This is a genomic window from Bradyrhizobium sp. 45, from assembly GCF_023073155.1.
Taxonomy (GTDB): Bacteria; Pseudomonadota; Alphaproteobacteria; order Rhizobiales; family Xanthobacteraceae; genus Bradyrhizobium; species Bradyrhizobium canariense_D.
In genome coordinates, this window is sequence record NZ_JADPIX010000122.1 from 1,207,820 (window position 1) to 1,224,721 (window position 16,902).

The 16,902-nt window shown below is 63.4% G+C and carries 18 protein-coding genes; 13 read left to right on the top strand and 5 right to left on the bottom strand.

Annotated elements, in window-relative coordinates; all coding sequences use genetic code 11:
- The first annotated feature begins 4 nt into the window (after positions 1-4).
- From IVB42_RS26255 to IVB42_RS26270, 4 genes are read left to right on the top strand one after another with little or no spacing between them, the layout of a single operon-like run.
- On the top strand, positions 5-424 hold the full coding sequence (locus tag IVB42_RS26255) for a hypothetical protein (protein WP_085351951.1): 420 nt from the start codon (positions 5-7) through the stop codon (positions 422-424).
- Positions 421-900 carry a rod-binding protein gene (locus IVB42_RS26260; protein ID WP_018453986.1) on the top strand — a complete coding sequence of 160 codons (480 nt, stop codon included), beginning with the start codon at positions 421-423 and terminating at the stop codon, positions 898-900. Before IVB42_RS26255 ends, IVB42_RS26260 begins: the two co-directional genes overlap by 4 nt.
- Positions 901-942: 42 nt before the next feature.
- Positions 943-1,455, top strand: a complete 513-nt coding sequence (locus IVB42_RS26265; RefSeq protein WP_018453987.1) for a FlgN protein — start codon at positions 943-945, stop codon at positions 1,453-1,455.
- Positions 1,452-1,910 (top strand): hypothetical protein, encoded by a 459-nt coding sequence (locus IVB42_RS26270; RefSeq protein ID WP_018453988.1) that lies wholly within the window; start codon positions 1,452-1,454, stop codon positions 1,908-1,910. Before IVB42_RS26265 ends, IVB42_RS26270 begins: the two co-directional genes overlap by 4 nt.
- Before the next feature lie 173 nt (positions 1,911-2,083).
- Here the strand turns inward: IVB42_RS26270 and IVB42_RS26275 are convergent, their stop codons facing one another.
- Positions 2,084-2,854, bottom strand: a complete 771-nt coding sequence (locus tag IVB42_RS26275) for a response regulator transcription factor (protein WP_018453989.1) — start codon at positions 2,852-2,854, stop codon at positions 2,084-2,086.
- 818 nt (positions 2,855-3,672) lie between these two features.
- Between IVB42_RS26275 and IVB42_RS26280 the strand changes: the two genes are divergently transcribed.
- Positions 3,673-4,656 carry a hypothetical protein gene (locus tag IVB42_RS26280; RefSeq protein WP_247295067.1) on the top strand — a complete coding sequence of 328 codons (984 nt, stop codon included), beginning with the start codon at positions 3,673-3,675 and terminating at the stop codon, positions 4,654-4,656.
- A gap of 13 nt (positions 4,657-4,669) precedes the next feature.
- Here the strand turns inward: IVB42_RS26280 and IVB42_RS26285 are convergent, their stop codons facing one another.
- Positions 4,670-5,248: a MarR family transcriptional regulator gene (locus tag IVB42_RS26285; protein ID WP_247295065.1), complete on the bottom strand. Its 579-nt coding sequence runs from the start codon at positions 5,246-5,248 to the stop codon at positions 4,670-4,672.
- Between the two features lie 396 nt (positions 5,249-5,644).
- On the opposite strand from IVB42_RS26285, the gene IVB42_RS26290 reads away from it, so the two are divergent.
- A complete protein-coding gene (locus IVB42_RS26290) occupies positions 5,645-6,934 on the top strand; it encodes an MFS transporter (RefSeq protein ID WP_247397536.1) in 1,290 nt (429 codons plus the stop codon).
- Positions 6,935-7,045: 111 nt separating this feature from the next.
- The gene (locus IVB42_RS26295) at positions 7,046-7,933 is read left to right on the top strand and encodes a dienelactone hydrolase family protein (RefSeq protein WP_085351944.1); all 888 of its coding nucleotides are present in this window, start codon (positions 7,046-7,048) and stop codon (positions 7,931-7,933) included.
- 7 nt (positions 7,934-7,940) lie between these two features.
- Here IVB42_RS26295 and IVB42_RS26300 read toward each other — a convergent pair whose 3' ends face one another.
- The gene (locus tag IVB42_RS26300) at positions 7,941-8,795 is read right to left on the bottom strand and encodes an SDR family oxidoreductase (RefSeq protein ID WP_085351943.1); all 855 of its coding nucleotides are present in this window, start codon (positions 8,793-8,795) and stop codon (positions 7,941-7,943) included.
- Between the two features lie 144 nt (positions 8,796-8,939).
- On the opposite strand from IVB42_RS26300, the gene IVB42_RS26305 reads away from it, so the two are divergent.
- Positions 8,940-9,656, top strand: coding sequence for an HAD family hydrolase (locus tag IVB42_RS26305; RefSeq protein WP_204512155.1), 717 nt, complete (start codon positions 8,940-8,942; stop codon positions 9,654-9,656).
- Positions 9,657-9,726: 70 nt separating this feature from the next.
- Here the strand turns inward: IVB42_RS26305 and IVB42_RS26310 are convergent, their stop codons facing one another.
- Positions 9,727-10,134 carry a nuclear transport factor 2 family protein gene (locus IVB42_RS26310; RefSeq protein ID WP_018453996.1) on the bottom strand — a complete coding sequence of 136 codons (408 nt, stop codon included), beginning with the start codon at positions 10,132-10,134 and terminating at the stop codon, positions 9,727-9,729.
- Positions 10,135-10,233: 99 nt separating this feature from the next.
- Positions 10,234-11,703, bottom strand: a complete 1,470-nt coding sequence (locus tag IVB42_RS26315) for a mannitol dehydrogenase family protein (RefSeq protein ID WP_204512154.1) — start codon at positions 11,701-11,703, stop codon at positions 10,234-10,236.
- 145 nt (positions 11,704-11,848) lie between these two features.
- Between IVB42_RS26315 and IVB42_RS26320 the strand changes: the two genes are divergently transcribed.
- From IVB42_RS26320 to IVB42_RS26340, 5 genes are all read left to right on the top strand, one after another.
- Complete coding sequence (locus IVB42_RS26320) at positions 11,849-12,658, top strand: FadR/GntR family transcriptional regulator (RefSeq protein WP_204512153.1); 810 nt, start codon at positions 11,849-11,851, stop codon at positions 12,656-12,658.
- A gap of 105 nt (positions 12,659-12,763) precedes the next feature.
- A complete protein-coding gene (locus tag IVB42_RS26325) occupies positions 12,764-13,723 on the top strand; it encodes a sialic acid TRAP transporter substrate-binding protein SiaP (RefSeq protein WP_018453999.1) in 960 nt (319 codons plus the stop codon).
- A 136-nt stretch (positions 13,724-13,859) separates the two neighbouring features.
- Positions 13,860-14,438: a TRAP transporter small permease gene (locus IVB42_RS26330; protein ID WP_018454000.1), complete on the top strand. Its 579-nt coding sequence runs from the start codon at positions 13,860-13,862 to the stop codon at positions 14,436-14,438.
- Between the two features lie 4 nt (positions 14,439-14,442).
- Entirely contained in the window at positions 14,443-15,849 is a 1,407-nt protein-coding gene (locus tag IVB42_RS26335) for a TRAP transporter large permease (RefSeq protein ID WP_085351941.1), read from the top strand.
- Positions 15,846-16,895, top strand: coding sequence for an L-idonate 5-dehydrogenase (locus IVB42_RS26340; protein ID WP_085361528.1), 1,050 nt, complete (start codon positions 15,846-15,848; stop codon positions 16,893-16,895). Before IVB42_RS26335 ends, IVB42_RS26340 begins: the two co-directional genes overlap by 4 nt.
- Positions 16,896-16,902 lie beyond the last annotated feature (7 nt).

The window sequence follows — 16,902 nt, forward strand, 5'->3', positions numbered from 1 at the left end:
AATCATGACGTCGCGCGCGGACAAGCTCGGCCGGATGGTCTCGCTCCTGAAGCTCCAGCTTCGGCTGTCAGAGTGGCAGCTCGCTCATCTCCGCCAGCAGGAGCGCAGCTTGCAGGACGAGCAGGAATGGCTGGTCGGAACTCTCAACGAGGGGAAGCCGCCGGCGGGATCATCGAGCGAATCGATCGCGCGGCGCCTGACCAGAGCCAGCGTCGGCGCTCGCGCGATTCAGGCCCAGGCCTCGCAGCAGCTCGACCAGGTTCGCACGGAGAGCCGCCGTGTGAAGCAGTTCGAGCAGGTCGCGAAGGCGGCGCTCGCGGACAAGCTTCGCGACGCCGAGAAGCGATCGCTCGAGGAGATGACGGGAACAAGCCTCACCGTGCGCGAGTGGCCGCCACGGCTAGCCAATCGGACCAAGACATGATCGTGACAGCGACACCCGACCTCGTTCTCGACGTCCTCGACGCCGCCGATCCCGTGACGCAGCGCGCGGCCACCGCGAAGCTCGACGCGCTGAAATCATCGGACGCGGATTTCGCCGCCACGATGGACGCGGAGGTCGGCAAGGCCAAGGCGGCTGCTGCCGATCAATTCGCGACGAAGATCTCGGAACCCCAGTCGGGTGCGGTGAACGGGGCGCCGGTGCAGGTGATCAAGGCGCCGGCATCCGGCGAGGTGTACCGCAAGTTCGAGGCCTTCATCCTCCAGACCTTCGTCGAGACGATGCTGCCGAAGGAGTCGGAGCAGGTCTTTGGAAAAGGCACGGCCGGCGGCGTCTGGAAGTCGATGCTGGCGGAGCAGCTCGGTGCTCAGCTGGCAAAGGGCAAGGGCATTGGCATTGCCAAGCAGCTCGCTGCCGCGCATCCGGCGGGACCGGACGCTTCGGGCAAGGCCGGATGACGATCCGGGAATGGATGACAGAAGTTGAAGGGTGAATTTCCTATGCAGGCACAAGAAGGCGCGGCGGCCCTGGTGATGGAACAGCCGGTCGTGGACCGCGAGGCGATGACGACGGCGGCCGTGTCGGGGGATGCCCTGTTGCCCGTGCTGCTGCCGAATGTCGGCGGCGAGGTGGCGAACGACGGCGCGGACGCGGCGAGATCGGACGAGGTACGCGGCCTGCTGGCTGCGATCCGCCGGCTCGAAGGCATCGTCGAAGAGGAGACGGCCGCGCTCGCGACCGGCAAGAAGATCGACTTCGACGAGTTCAGCGCCCGGAAGAGCCGGAGCATGCTGGAATTCGTCCGTCTGATGCGGGCACGAATGCACCTCGGCGGCGAGGTCGAGATCACCGAGGAGGTCCAGCGGCTGCGCGAGAAGCTCGAGCGAAACCGTTCCATCCTCGAAATGCATTACGATGCGGTGCGCGAGGTTGCGAGCATCATCGTCAAGGCCATCAAGGACGCCGAATCGGACGGCACCTATACCGGCCGCGCAGCACAGGACGGAAAATGATCAGACTCGTGCTAGCCGGGCTCTGGGTATGCATCCTCACCGCGGGAACGAGCTATGCCGTGGCCTATTGGAAGGAAAATGGCAGTCTGCTGCCGGCAAAGGATGAATATCTCGACGGGCTGCAGTACCAGAAGACGCGGGCCCTGAGCGTGCCAATGGTCGAGAGTGGCAACGTGCAGGGCTACATCGTCGCGCGCTTCGTCTACACCGTAGAGGCGCGGACCATGCATCAGCTCAACGTGCCGCCCGAGCCGTTCGTCGTCGATGAAGCCTTCCGCAGGATCTATGCCGACGACCGCCTGGATTTCAGAAAACTCGCCCGTTACGACCTCTCCATCCTCACAACGGCCATCAAGCAGCGTGTCAACGAGCGAATGCAGGCCGAAGTCGTCCAGGACGTCCTTGTCGAGGACTTCAATTACGTGTCGAAGGAAGAATTCCAGCAGAAGCCCTAGGCATTACCGGTTCTGATTGAATCAGAAGCGAGCCTCTAGAATCATACTTAGACGCGAGCCGCGGCGCCGGTACTGCCGCGCCTCTGTTCGCCGTTGATGTCGCTGAAACTACAACGGCCCCTGCGAAGGTGGTTCGCGAGGCCGTTGTCGGTTGCGTGGCAGCGCCCTGCCGATCAGTTTCCGGCCGGATACGCCGCCGGAGCGGCATGCGACCTGTTGAGCAAGATGCCGACTTCGTCGAGCTCCTGCATCGGCACGTCGATGGTTTCGCCGGCCGGGATGTCGAGGCGGTACCCGACGTAACGCCGCGCCACGATCGCATCGAAGCCGAGGCGGTCGCGGAGCTTCTTGCGCAGTTTGCTGACGTGGCTCTCGATCACGCTCTCGTCGAACGTCGCTTCGAAGATGCCGTAGACCGCGTTGAAGATCTGCGTCTTGGTGACCCACTTGCCGTGGTTGCTGACCATATATTCGAGAATGCGCAGTTCGCGGCGTGGCAGGGTGAGGGCGTGGCCAGCGATCTCGGGGTCACGTCCGTTGAAGAAGACCTGGATCCTGGTCTCGCAGGGCCTCGGCAGTTCCCCGACCCGGCGGCGCGCAATCGCGGCCGTTCGGGCGAGGATCTCGCGGAGGTGAATCGGTATGTGGACGACGTCATCGACGCCCGATTCGAAGAGCTCCAGCGTGTTCTTGAGCATCTTTTGGCCGCTCATGGCGATGATGGGCGCCGAGGAGCGCTTGCGCATCGCCCGCGGCAGGCTTCCTCGGGTGTCGCAATCCCCGAGGAGGAAGGCGTCCACCGCGGCCAGATCCGATTCACTCGCAGATTGCAGCCAGTCCCAGAATTCTCCGGAGGAGAAGCCGATCGACGATACACCTTCGCGAACGAGCCCTCCGACATAGCTGTTCGTGACGCTCTCGCGATCATCAACGATAATATACATCAGTCTTTCGCCCCTGTTTCGCACTTGTTACGGCCGGTTGGTTGTTGTGATGCCCGGCTCGGCAACTGTGCTGTTTGACGATATTCCTTCCCGCGAACCGTTATTATGGTTTCGATATTCGCGGGCAGCCCTACGCATTCAGTGCCTGCGTCTCGCAGGCCTGCTACTTCGACTCGATACTGAACGCTTACTGCGTGAGGCTCGGCGGGTGTCTTGCGGATCACCTCGCGGAGCGGATTGAGAAAGCGACCTAGAACAATTGCGCCAAGTCGCTCATGCGTCCGAACGCTACTGTACTGTGTCAATCCCCTCGCCAACTGGCGAGAATCACTTGAGTAGGACCGTAACAATTGCCGATTTCCGATCAAGCGTGCGCAACTAAGCGTTTGCTACACGTGCTTGATGCTGTTGGTTTGGTTCGAGTTGTTTCTTTGTATATTCAATCGCATCAGTTGATTTGGAGTTCGAACTAGTTTTGCACCTTGGCGGTTCTAAACTTCCGCATCCCCGTATGATTACAGCTATTTCGGGTGGTGCTGCGCTTCATGCACATTGATGGGTTTTCAACCCGGGATTGACTCTCGTCATCGCGTTTCCACGTGCGACAATTCGACTCATGTATGGCGAGGCGACTCCAGCTTGGCGAAATCTTGGCGAGGGTGTGTCTTTCGAGTCGCACTCTCGCCACGTGCGTGACGCGTTTGACTCATGTGACGTCGCATCGCGCGTGATGAGAAGTTTTCGATGCGCACGTTTCAGGCAAGCTTCGGCAAATAATGTCACCGTTCGACAGATCGAACCGAACGGAGCATTCTCGCATGTTGTCCGATGGACAAGCTCGTCCCAACGCGAACGCCGATGTTTCCGCAGCGGCGAAACCGGCCGCGGAGACGCGCGATGCCAGAGACAATGCGGCGCCGACGGCCAGGCCTTTTGTAAATGCCAAGCATTTTGCAAATACCAAGCCTGCTGCAAATACCAAGCCTGCGAACACCAAGCCTGCGTCGGCAGCAGCGAGTGATGAAACTCTGGCGAAAGAGGCGCTCGAGGGTCTGAAGCGTATTCGCGCCAAGGCGCGCCTCGACAAGATGGCAATTTCCAAGCCTACGCCCATCGTGATCAAGCCGGCCGTGATCGTGGCCAAGCCGCCGCCTCCGCGTCCGACATGGGTCGTGCCGCTCGCGACATTGGCGGTCGCTGCGATCCTGGTCGTCTGCGCCTGCACCGGAGTGATCGCCTATCTCACCATGCAGCCTGCCCAGAGCAACGTCGCGGCCAACACTGAGATCAGGAATCTGCGCGAGACGGTGGCGCAACTGCGCAGGCAGGTGTCGGGCGTGTCCGACAATCTCGACGGCCTCCGCACCGCGGTCGACCAATCGAGCAAGGCGACCAATGACCGTTTTGGCCGGTTTGGCGAAAATCTTGATCGCATCGAACGGGTGGGCTCGTCCTCTACGGTGAAGCTCGACAAGCTTGCCCAGGTGCAGGCCCAGGCTCCGGCGCCCGTCGCCACACAGCCAATGCCGATGATGGCCTCGGCCGCTACGCCCGAGATCACGGGATCGGTAGCACCTTCCGAGCGCATCTCGGCGCCGCGCAAGACGGTCAAGGGCTGGTCGGTCCGCCAGGCCTATGAGGGGATCGCGATCCTGCAAGGCCCGAACGGCGTCGTCGAGGCGGTGTTGGGACAGCAGGTGCCCGGCCTTGGCCGTATCGAGGAGATCAAAAACGAGAACGGACGTCTGGTGGTCGAGTCCAGCGGGGGCGTCATCTATTCGTCACGCAAGGCCACGCCCTGATCGAGGGCCACTTCTATTTGCGGTGATGCTCGAAGCTGGTGCATAGCAGATCGACCTCCGCCTCCGCGATCGGCGCCCGAAACAGGCGGCAGCTGAACTCGGCGATCGTCCTGCTGTCCGTGGTGGTGCGATCTTCGCGGAGGAAGATGCATCGCTTGCAGACGTCGGTATGGTGCCGCTGTTCGGCCGCATCGGCCTGATCGAGCGCGTGCCGGAGTGTGTCGCGAAAGCGAGTCTTGGCCTCGTCGTCGAGAACGGCAATGGCCTCGAGCAGAACGCTGATGGGGTCGCGCACGAGAAATTTCTTGCCCTGCTGCGTCACGCTCAGCAACACGGAGCGCTTGTCCATGGCGGAGCGCTTGCGCTCGATGTAGCCCAGTCGCTCGAGCTCGCCGATGATGAACGAGGCGGTGGCGCGCGTGGTGCCAACGTAGCTGGCGAGCGCCGAGGGCGTCCGGGAAAACCGGTTGGCACGGGAGAGGAAACGCAGCGCCATCCATTCGCGGTCGCGCAGGCCATGCTTGGCGCCTTCGAACCACAGGATGCGGGCCGTCTGCCCCAATAATTCGATCGCTTCGCGAGCCAAATACATTTCAATATCTTTACTCAATTCAGCTTTTGGCAGCGCAATCCGGGTGGCTGATAATGAAGCTCCCTGAGAGAGGCGGAACCTTCCAGTCGTGGAACTAGAGCGTCACGAACAAAGTTCGAGTAAATCCCCCGGCTCAACTCTTCTGAAAATTTCACTCAAATGACCGCGGTGTACGCGCAGATTCCGCTCGCGCGGGATGTGCGTGCAACATGATGTGTCGCTGCGACCACCGCAAAGCCCATTTGTTGCGCGATGCGCTTCGAATCGCGCGAGCGGACGGATCGGCAGCAACTCGGGCAGCGGAAAAGGGGGCGAGAGAACCACCGTTTTCGGTTAATGAATGTTGCGTTGCAATGCGGCTAGGCGGTTAAATCGAAATAGGATCGAGCCCGGGAAATGATCGAGCAAGTGAAGCCGTTCAGCGTCAAGCGCGCAGCATTGGCCGCCACCGTCGGCAACATGCTCGAGTTCTACGACTTCATCACCTACAGCTTCTTCGCCATCCAGATCGGCCATACCTTCTTCCCGACGGGAAGCGAGTACGGCAGCCTGATGCTGTCGCTGGCGACTTTCGGCGCCGGCTTCGTGACGCGGCCGATCGGCGGAATCGTGCTTGGGATCTATTCCGACCGGATCGGCCGGCGGCCTGCCATGCTGCTGAGCTTCGCGCTCATGGGGCTATCGATCCTGACCATCGCGCTCACGCCGTCCTATCGATCGATCGGCCTTGCAGCGCCCGTCATCGTGATCGCGGCGCGTATGGCGCAAGGCTTTGCTCTGGGCGGGGAGGTTGGACCGACCACCGCCTATCTGATCGAGATCGCCCCGCCCCAGCATCGCGCGCTGGTGGTGGCCTGGCAACCGGCCAGCCAGGAGATCGCCGCGACCGCAGGCGCGCTCGTCGGCGTCATCCTGAGTAAGACGATGGGGCCGGAGATGCTCGACGCCTATGGCTGGCGGGTGGCGTTTCTGATCGGAGCGGTGTGCCTGCCGTTCGGGTTCTGGATGCGCCGGACGCTGCCCGAGACTATCCCGCAGGCCGAAGCCGGTGCCCGCACCGTCGAGCACACTGGTCATCTCTCGCAGGCGAGACGGCACCTTGGCGTCATCGGACTTGCGCTGATGATCCTGGCAAGCGGCACGATCTCGACCTACGTCACCCAATACATGACGACCTATGCGCAGAACACGCTGCATGTGTCGTCGACACTGGCTTTCGCCGTGTCGCTGGTCAGCAACGGCATCCAGTTTGTCGGCGCGCTGGTCGGGGGCTGGCTCGCAGATCGTCTCGGTCGCAAGCCGGTGATGATCTGGCCGCAGCTCGCAACGCTGCTGCTGACCTACCCGACCTTCCTCTGGATCGTCCATGCCTCCGGCGCGTTGTCGCTCCTGGTTGGTTTCGGTGTTCTGTCCGTCATCGGCTCGCTGCCGTTCACTGCGTTCTACGCGACCTTCACCGAGGCGCTGCCCCAGAACATCCGCGGCGGTGTGTTCGCGACCGTCTACGCGGTCGCGATCGCCAGCTTCGGCGGTACGGCGCAGCTCGTGGTCACCTGGCTCCTCCACGTCACCGAAAATCCGCTGGCGCCGGCCTGGTACCTGCTGCTCGCGGCGATCGTCGGACTAGTCGCGATGAGCCTCATGCCCGAGACTGCGCCAGTGAAACAGCATCAGAACAAGACCTGAAAACAAGGCCTGAAAGCAGCGCGTTCGCAGGCTGGTGATTTGCGTTTGCCGGCAACTATGGCGAATGCGTCGCCTGAACGATCAGGCGCACGCATCAGGAAGGATGAACCCATGAGTATCGATACCACCATGACATCCGACGTCGTCGGGCTGACCAAGGTCGCTCCGGTCTCGCGCCGCGGATTCATGAGCGCGACTGCGGCCGTCGCCGCCGGCTACACGCTTGCGGCCGGGCCCGTGCGCGCCGAGGCGATCACGACCGACACCCGCGGCCTCCAGACCGGGGACGCCAAGATCAAGGTCGGCTCCGAGCAGATGCATGCGTATTTTGCCCGCCCCGCCGGCAACACCAAAGCGCCGGTGATCATCGTGGCGATGGAGATTTTCGGCCTGCACGAATACATCAAGGATGTGACGCGGCGCCTCGGCAAGCTCGGCGCTTTCGCGATCGCGCCCGACTATTATTTCCGCAAGGGCGTCGATTTGACCAAGGTCACCGAGATCAAGGACCTGCTGCCGATCGTCAATGCCAAGCCGGACGCGGAGCTGCTGTCCGATCTCGATGCGACGGTGGCGTGGGCGGGATCGCAAGGCGGCGACACCGGTAAGCTCGGCATCATCGGCTTCTGCCGCGGCGGACGCACCGTCTGGGAATATGCCGCTCACAGGGGCAGCCTCAAGGCCGGCGTCGCCTTCTACGGTCCGCCGGTCGATCCAGCCAATCGGCCGTGGCCGAAGAGCCCGATGCAGCTCGCGCCCGAGATGAAGGCACCGGTGCTCGGCCTCTATGGCGGCGCCGATACCGGCATTCCCGTCGCCCAGGTCGAGCAGCTCAAGACAGCCTTGGAGCAGAACAAGAAGACGGCCGAGTTCAAGATCTATCCGGAAGCGCCGCATGGCTTCCATGCCGACTACCGCGGCAGCTATCGCAAGGACGCAGCAGAAGATGCCTGGAAGCAGGCCCAGGCCTGGTTCAAGAAGTATGGCGTGTTGAGCTGACGCTTGATCATGATCCTCCTTCCCCCGCTTGCCACAACGCATCCAGGGCGTGGCGGTAGGTCGGATAAGCAAGCGTGACGCCGAGCTCGCACTTCATTTTCGCGTTGGAGACGCGGGCGCTGCTCGCATAGAAGCTGCGGGCCATCGCCGACATCTCGGCGGTCTCGAACGGCTCTTCCGGCGGCGGTGCAACATTCATCAGCTTCGCCGCGTAAGCGATCACCTCCTGCGGCGGCGCCGGCTCGTCGTCGCAGACGTTCCACGTGCCGCCGCTCGGGTGATGAATCGCAGCCATGATCGCGCTCGCGATGTCGTCGACGTGGATGCGGTTGAACACCTGTCCCGGCTTGATGATGCGCCGCGCCGTTCGAGCGCGCAGCGTCACCAGCGCGTTACGGCCGGGGCCATAGATACCCGCAAGCCGCAGGATCGCGGCGTCGCCACCGGTCGTGTCGGTCCATGCCTGTTCCGCCGCGACCCGCATGCGCGTCCGGTCGAGGTCCGCCTTCGGCGGCGTGCTCTCGTCGACCCAGCCGCCGGCGTGATCACCATATACGCCGATCGTGGACAAATAGACGATCTTGCGGTCGCCGCCCGCCGCCAGCAGGCCGGAGAAGGCCGCGATTGCGGGATCGCCGGCACTGCCGGGCGGGATCGAAACGAGAAGGACATCCGCGTCCCTCATGCGTTCGATCGTCTCGCGTGCCGGACTGCTGCCGGAGAAAGCATGCACCTCGACGCCGGCGAGAGCGCCCCGCTGCGCGGGATCGCGCACCGTGCCGGCGATATGCGAGAAGCGGCCACCGAACAGGCGGACGAAGTGCCGCGCACTGTAGCCGAGGCCAAGGATAAAGAGCAGCATACATCTTCCTTGCAGGTCGGAGTTCCCGTTCGCGCCGCAGCGCGCCTCCGCTCATAAGAGATTTTTGGGTCCGGCAAAAGATATTGCAATTTGTCTCGCCCGCCTGTGCAGGCGATGGTCGCTCACCGGAGGGACGCATCGATCATGCAGGCAGAAGCGCCAGCCATCATGCTATCTGACGCGGCTGAGCTAGTCCGCCGCGCCGCCGCGCTGATCTTCGACGTCGACGGCACCTTGGCTGAGACCGAAGAGCTGCATCGGCAGGCCTTCAACCATGCCTTCGCCCGCCACGGTCTCGATTGGCAATGGGATCGGGCCGTCTACAAGGACCTGCTGCGGGTCACGGGCGGCAAGGAACGCATTCGCGCCCACCATGAAAGGCTGAGGATCGCCGCGCCATTATCGGATGTGGACATCGCGGAACTCCACCGCATCAAGACCGCGCATTATGCCGGACTGGTCCAAACCGGCTGCTGCCCCTTACGGCCCGGGGTGACGGATCTCCTCGTCGCTGCCAAGGCGCGCCGCCAGCGGCTCGCGATCGCGACGACCACGTCGCACGCCAACATCGACGCGCTGCTGTCGCGCGCCCTGGGAAAGTGCTGGGCCGCGGATTTTGATGCGATTGTCGCCGGAGATGACGTGCGGCATAAAAAGCCTGCGCCGGATGTCTATGTCGAGACCCTGGCGCGGCTGAAGCTCAACGCGTCCGACTGCGTCGCGATCGAGGATTCCGCTAACGGCCTGACCGCAGCTTCGCGGGCGAACATTCCCGTGCTCATCACCAGAAGCATGTTCTTCCGGGACGACGATTTTAGCCAGGCGCGGGTCGTGCTGGATGATCTGTCGGGGCTCGGGTGAGGCGGCAAAACAAAAAAACTGAAAAAACAACCCCATGCACAGTAGAATGTGCCTGCGGGCCGGGCGCCCGTTAATGGACGCGGTGGCTCGCTCTATCGTCCTCAGCTTGCTCGACAATCTGCGCGATCGGGCTGGACTGGTGGTGCACCAGGCGCCAGTCGTCGCCGACGCGCCGAAAATGGTTGGCCGCAGCCAATGCCGTGCCGTCGACGATCTCGATGCAGAGCACGCGCGCGCTGTCGCCATCGACGATGGCCTGCGGTTCCGCGCAGACGATCTGCGGCCGCTCCGGACTCTGCAGGATGTCGCGCCAGCTTCCGATCACCGTGGCCCGGCCGATGATGGCCGGCCAGCCGGGATGAATGCAGGAAATGGCGTCATCGTCCGCCCACATCCGCTCCATTTCGTCGAAATCGCCGGTCGAAAAGGCGGCGTAGAACGCTGCGTTCGCGGCGATCACCTTGCTGTCCTTTGCCATGCCTCTCGGGTGGGGCAATGACAGGCAAAAATCAAGCAAGACTTCCGTCGACTTTCCGTCGATCTGGACCGCAACGCAGCATCGCTGCCCGTTTTGTGGTCACGCCGAGACCAGAATCTCCACCGCACGCCGCGCGCCATCCTTGTAGAGCCGGCCGAGCGCAGCGGTCACGGCTTCGCGCAGGCGCGGCTCGGCGCCCAAGGGCCCGAACACTTTTCCGACGCCGAGCAGCGCGGGTGCCAATCGTTCGGCGACGGGACCTGCCTCGCGCGCCAAGCCGGCGAACTCGGCTGCGAGCGGATCGCGCACGTCGATGGTGCGGCCCTTCTCGTCAAGGCCGCTGACGTAGCGCATCCAGCCGGCCACCGCGAGCGCATGCGTCGCGATCGGCAGGTTCCTGGCGAGACGATCCTGGATCGCGCCGAGCAGGCGCTGCGGCAGCTTTTGCGAGCCGTCCATCACGATCTGCCAGGTGCGGTGATGCAGTGCCGGATTGGCGAAGCGCTTGAGCAGTGAGGCGCGATAGGCGGCCAGATCTGCGCCTGATGGCATCGTCAATGTCACCGCGGCCTCTTCCATCACCTGCGCGGCGAGGCGCGCGAAATGCGGATCCAGCATGGTGTCGGCAATGGTCTCGTAGCCTGCGAGATAGCCGAGATAGGCCAGCGCCGAATGGCTGGCGTTGAGCAGCCGCAGCTTCATCAGCTCGAACGGCTTGACGTCGTTCACCAGTTCGACGCCCGCGGCGGCAAGATCGGGCCGGCCGGCCGTAAAGCGATCCTCGACCACCCATTGCGTGAAGGGCTCGGTCATGACGGGCCATGCATCGCGTAAACCGAGCGCCGATGAAACCGCATCGCGGTCACTATCCGTCGTCTCCGGCACGATCCGGTCGACCATGGTCGAGGGGAAGGCCACCGTATCCGCGATCCACTTGCCGAGATCCTTCGAGCGCAGCGCGGCGAATTGCGTCACGATCCGCTGCACGGTGTGGCCGTTGGCGGCGAGGTTGTCGCAGCTCAGCACGGTGAAGGGCGGGGCGCCCAGCGCCCGCCGGCGCGCCAGCGCGGCGACGATGAAGCCGGGAGCCGAGCGCGGCGCGTCGAAATTGTTGAGGTCGTGCACGACATCAGGATGCCGTTCGTCGAGATCGCCGGTCTGGGGCGTGTGGCAATAGCCCTTCTCGGTGACGGTGAGGGAGACGATGCGAATGGCGGGATCGGCCATTCGCTCGACCAATCGTGCCGGGCTTTCGCGCGCGACCACGCTGTCGAGCAGCGCACCGATGATGCGGTGTTCGGTGCCTTCGGCTGCACGGACGGCAACCGTATAGAGATGATCCTGCGGGGCGAGGGCGTCGCGTGTGTCCGGGCTGCGCAGGCTGGCACCGACGATGCCCCACGAGGTGGCGCCGGCCGCAAGGCAATCATCGATGACGACGGCCTGGTGGGCGCGATGAAACGCGCCAAGGCCGAGATGCACGATGCCAGAGGTGACGCGCGAACGGTCGTAGGCCGGGCGGCGGATGCCGGGTGGCAGCCGGTCGAGATTGGCGCGGCCGAGGCGCATGTCGTCTCTCCCCTTGTTTGGCCGCTGCTTGACATGGCGCCCGTCCTCGGTCAATGCTTGCGGTCAATTGGTAAGACCAATTTTCCAAAATTGGCGGGCCGCGGGCAGCGAGAGCTGCCGGCATGACCCTTTCGGGAGGACCAGCGTGCCGCTGGAAGCTGTGGAGGCGAGACGGCTTTATCGCCAAGTCGCCGATCAATTGCGAAGCCTGATCGACAGCGGTGAGTACGCGGTCGGCAGCCGCTTGCCGACCGAGCGCGAACTCGCCGAGCAGCTCAAGATATCCAGGCCGACGGTGCGCGAAGCCCTGATCGCGCTCGAAGTCGAGGGCCGCCTTCGTATCCGCGTCGGTTCCGGCATCTATGTGATCGAGCCTGCGACGGTTGCGGCGACCGCGCCTGCTTCCGTCATCGAGGGCCCGTTCGAGCTGTTGCGTGCCCGCGAGTTCCTGGAAAGCGCCATCGCCGAAGAAGCCGCGCGCGTGGCGACGAAGGACGACCTTGCCCGCATCGATGCGTCCCTTGTCGCGATGGAGAATGTAGAACACCCCGGCGAAGCCTCGATGGTCCACGACCGCGCCTTCCACGTCGCGATCGCCGGAAGCCTCGGCAATGCCGTTCTGGTGCGCGTGGTCGGCGAGTTGTTCGACCAGCGCCTCAATCCCTATTTCGCGCAGCTTGCGCATTATTTCGAGAGCCCGGGCACGTGGCGCACTGCACTCGACGAGCATCGCGCGGTGCGCGACGCGATCGCGGCGCATGATCCCGGGGCCGCGCGCGAAGCCATGCGCGATCATCTCGCGAGATCCCAGGAGCGCTTTGCGCAGAACTTCGGCGCCGAGAGCGCGGCAGGACCGTCCTCCGGGCGCGCGGCGCGATCGACGGCAAAACCGACAAAACCGGAACGTGCGCCGAAGAAGAAGCGAGCTGCGAGCAGCAGCGCGCGACCGCGATGAGATCGTGCGGCCCGCACCCGCGTTTGGGGGCGGGCGGACAAGAAGCAGATTTAAAAGAAGCAGACTTGAAAAATGGAGGAAAAGTCAGTGTTGAAAAAGATGACAATGGTGCTGGCGGTCTCGGCCGCGGCGATGATTGCTACGGCTGGCGCCGGCATGGCGCAGACCAAGCTCAAATGGGCCCATGTCTACGAGACCTCGGAGCCCTTCCACACTGCTTCGGTCTGGGCCGCGCAGGAGATCGGCAAGCGCACCAACGGGCGCTATGCGATCGACGTCTATCCAGCGTCGCAGCTCGGCAAGGAGGCCGACATCAACCAGGGCCTTTCGCTCGGTTCGGTCGACATCATCATCTCCGGCTCGAGCTTCGCGGCCAAGAGCTTTCCGCCGATCGGCGTGACCTATTATCCCTACACCTTCCGCGATGCCGATCATCTGCTCGCCTACACCAAGAGCGACATCTTCAAGGAGCTCACCAAGGGTTATGAGGACAAGAGCGGCCACCACATCGTCGCGGTGACCTATTACGGCGTGCGCCAGACCTCGTCGAACAAGCCGATCAAGACCTGTGCCGACCTCAAGGGTCTGAAGATGCGCGTGCCCGATGTGCCCGCCTATCTCGCCATGCCGCGCGCCTGCGGCGCCAACACCGCGCCGATCGCGTTCGCCGAAGTCTATCTGGCGCTCCAGAACGGTACCGTCGAAGCCCAGGAGAATCCGCTCACCACGATCGAGGCCAAGAAGTTCTACGAGGTGCAGAAGCACATCGTGCTGACCGGCCACATCGTCGACCATCTCAACACGGTGGTGGCCGGTGCGCTTTGGAAGAAGCTCAGCGACGAGGACAAGAAGACCTTCACCGACGTCGCGCAGGAGGCCGCCGCCAAGGCGACCGCGGAGATCAAGCAGAACGAGGCCAAGCTGGTCGCCTTCTTCAAGGAGAAGGGCCTGACCGTCACCGAGGTCGACAAGAGCGAGTTCCGCGACACCGTGCTGAAGAACGTCGCGTTCGAGACCTTCGGCTACCGCAAGGCCGACTGGGAACGCATTCAGGCGGTGAAGTAATGACGTAGTCGCCATCCCGGGGCGGTCCGCTGGACCGAACTACGGTGTGCAATTGCGCACCTGAAAATCTCGAGGTTCCGGGTCTGGTGCTGACGCACCATCCCGGAACGACGTGATCAGTTTGAGGAGCACACCCATGTCCACCGCCGAAACGCACCGGCAGATCACCGCGGACGAGATCGCCCACACCTTCGAGGAAGAGGCGACGCCCAAGGTCGATCTCGGCATCTACGCTTTTGAGGACTGGGTCGCGCTGGCGATCTTCTGGGTGATGGCGCTCGCCGTCTTCCTCCAGTTCTTCACCCGTTACGTCCTCAACGACAGCTACGCCTGGACCGAGGAGATCGCGACCTACTGCCTGATCGGCGTGGTCTTCATCGGCTCCTCGATGTGCGTGCGGCTGTCGCGGCACATCCAGGTCGACCTGCTCTATCGCTATCTTCCGCACCTTGTGGCGCGCGCATTGTCGACAGTGATCGATCTGATCCGGATCGTCTTCTTCGGTTACGCCATCAAGCTGGTCTGGGTCTACATCCAGATCATCGGCGACGAATCCATGACCACCATCAATCTTCCCAAGGACTACGTCTATTACGCCGTGCTGGCGGGCTTCGTGCTGATGTTCGTCCGCTCGGTGCAAGTGGCCATACAACATTTGCGGCAGGGCTACTCGATCCTCGAACGTCCCGGCGCCTACGACGGCTTTGAAGGGTAATTCCATGTTGCTGTTGCTTGGAGGCTTCCTCATCCTCATGCTGCTCGGCGTTCCCGTGGCCATCGCCATGGCGGCGTCGTCGCTGCTCTACATCCTGGTCAGCGGCGTGACGCCCGACGTCACGCTGGCGCAGCGCATGATCGCCGGTGTCGAGAGCTTTCCGTTGCTCGCCGTGCCGTTCTTCATCCTGGCCGGCAATCTGATGAACATCGCGGGCGTCACCGGGCGCATCTATAAATTCGCCGTCGCGCTGGTCGGCTGGATGCGCGGCGGCCTCGGCCACGTCAATATCATTGGCTCGGTGATCTTCTCCGGCATGTCTGGCACCGCGATCGCGGATGCCGCCGGTCTCGGTACCATCGAGATCAAGGCGATGAAGGACCACGGCTACTCCACGGAATTCTCCGTGGGCGTCACCGCGGCCTCCGCCACGCTCGGGCCGATCATCCCGCCGTCGCTGCCTTTCGTGATCTACGGCATGATGGCCAACGTCTCGATCGGCGCGCTGTTTCTGGGGGGCGTCATTCCAGGCGTCGTGCTGACGCTCCTGATGATGGCCACCGTCACCTACTTCGCGCACAAGAACAAATGGGGCAGCGATACGCCGTTCTCCTGGCCGCAATTGGGATCGGCGGGGCTCGAGATCCTCGTCGTATTGAGCTTCCCGATGGCTGTCTGGCTTCTGACGGTCGCCGGTCTCTCCACCAATTGGGCAGTTGGTCTCGGCCTGTTCGCGCTGCTCGCGATCGACTGGTACTTCGACTTCTCCGCGGTGATGGCGCTGATGGCGCCGGTGATCCTGATCGGCGGCATGACGCTCGGCTGGTTCACCCCAACGGAAGCCGCGGTCGCCGCCGTGATCTGGTCGCTGTTCCTCGGCCTGGTACGCTACCGCACCATGACGATGAAAACGGTCGCGAAAGCGACTTTCGACACCATCGAGACCACGGCTTCGGTGCTGTTCATCGTCACGGCAGCCTCGATCTTCGCCTGGCTGCTGACGGTGTCGCAGGCAGCCCAGATGCTGTCGGACTGGATGCTCAGCATCACCCACAACAAATGGGTGTTCCTGGCGCTCGCCAACGTCCTGATCCTGTTCGTCGGCTGCTTCATCGACACCACGGCGGCGATCACCATTCTGGTGCCGATCCTGTTGCCGATCGTGCTCAAGCTCGGCATCGACCCGATCCATTTCGGTCTGATCATGACGCTGAACCTGATGATCGGTCTGCTGCATCCGCCGCTCGGCATGGTGTTGTTCGTGCTCGCGCGCGTCGCAAAGCTCTCGGTCGAGCGCACGACGGTGGCGATCCTGCCGTGGCTGGTGCCGCTGATGGTTGCGCTGATCGCGATCACCTACATCCCCGAATTGACCCTGTGGCTACCGAAATACATGGGACTTTCCAAATGACCTCAACTGCTCTCGCCGCAACCCTGTTTGGCCCCGAAGATCTGCGCATGGTCGAGCATCCGCTCGACAAGCTCGCTGAAGGCATGGTGCGCCTCCGTTTCGGCGCCGGCGGCATCTGCGGCTCGGACATGCATTATTTCCGCCATGCCCGGACCGGCGATTTCGTGGTGAAATCGCCGCTGGTGCTCGGCCATGAAATCTCCGGCGAGGTCGTGGAGATCGCGGGCTCCGCGGCAAATCTGAAGGTCGGCGACCGCGTTGCCGTCAACCCGTCGCGCTGGTGCGGCCATTGCGGCGCCTGCCGCCAAGGCCGGCAGAACCTCTGCGAAAATATCTACTTCATGGGCTCGGCCTCGAAGACACCGCACATGCAGGGCGGCTTTGCCAACTATTTCGACGCGATCCCGGCACAGTGCGTGAAGATTCCCGATCATGTGTCCTATCAGGCCGCGGCGCTCGCCGAACCGCTCGCGGTCTGCCTGCACGCCGTCGCGCGTGCCGGCAACATCGATGGCAAGCGCGGCATCATCTTCGGCGCCGGTCCGATCGGGCTTCTGACCATGCTCGCCGCGCGCCGCGCCGGCATGACCGACATCACGGTGGCCGACATCGCGCCGGCGCCGCTGGCCTTTGCGACCCGGCTCGGCGCCTCTCACGTCGAGAATGTCGCAGCCGGCGAGGAAGGCCTGAAGGCGCAGGCCACCTCGCGCCCCTACGATGTCGCTTTCGAAGTCTCGGGCACGGCTGCAGGCCTTGCCAGTGCGATCGGTATCGTCAGGCGCGGCGGCGTTGTGGTGCAGATCGGCAATTTGCCGGGTGGCCAGATTCCGGTGCCGGCCAATGCGGTGATGGCCAAGGAGATCGACCTGCGCGGCTCGTTCCGCTTCGGGCTTGAGTTCATGACGGCGGTGGAGCTGATCGCGGACGGCAGCGTCGACGTGCTGTCGCTGGTCACCGCCGAGCGGCCGCTGTCCACCGCGCCGGACGCGCTGCGGCTGGCGCTCGACCGCTCGCAGAGCGTCAAGGTCGTGCTGACCGCGAACTGATCGGGGA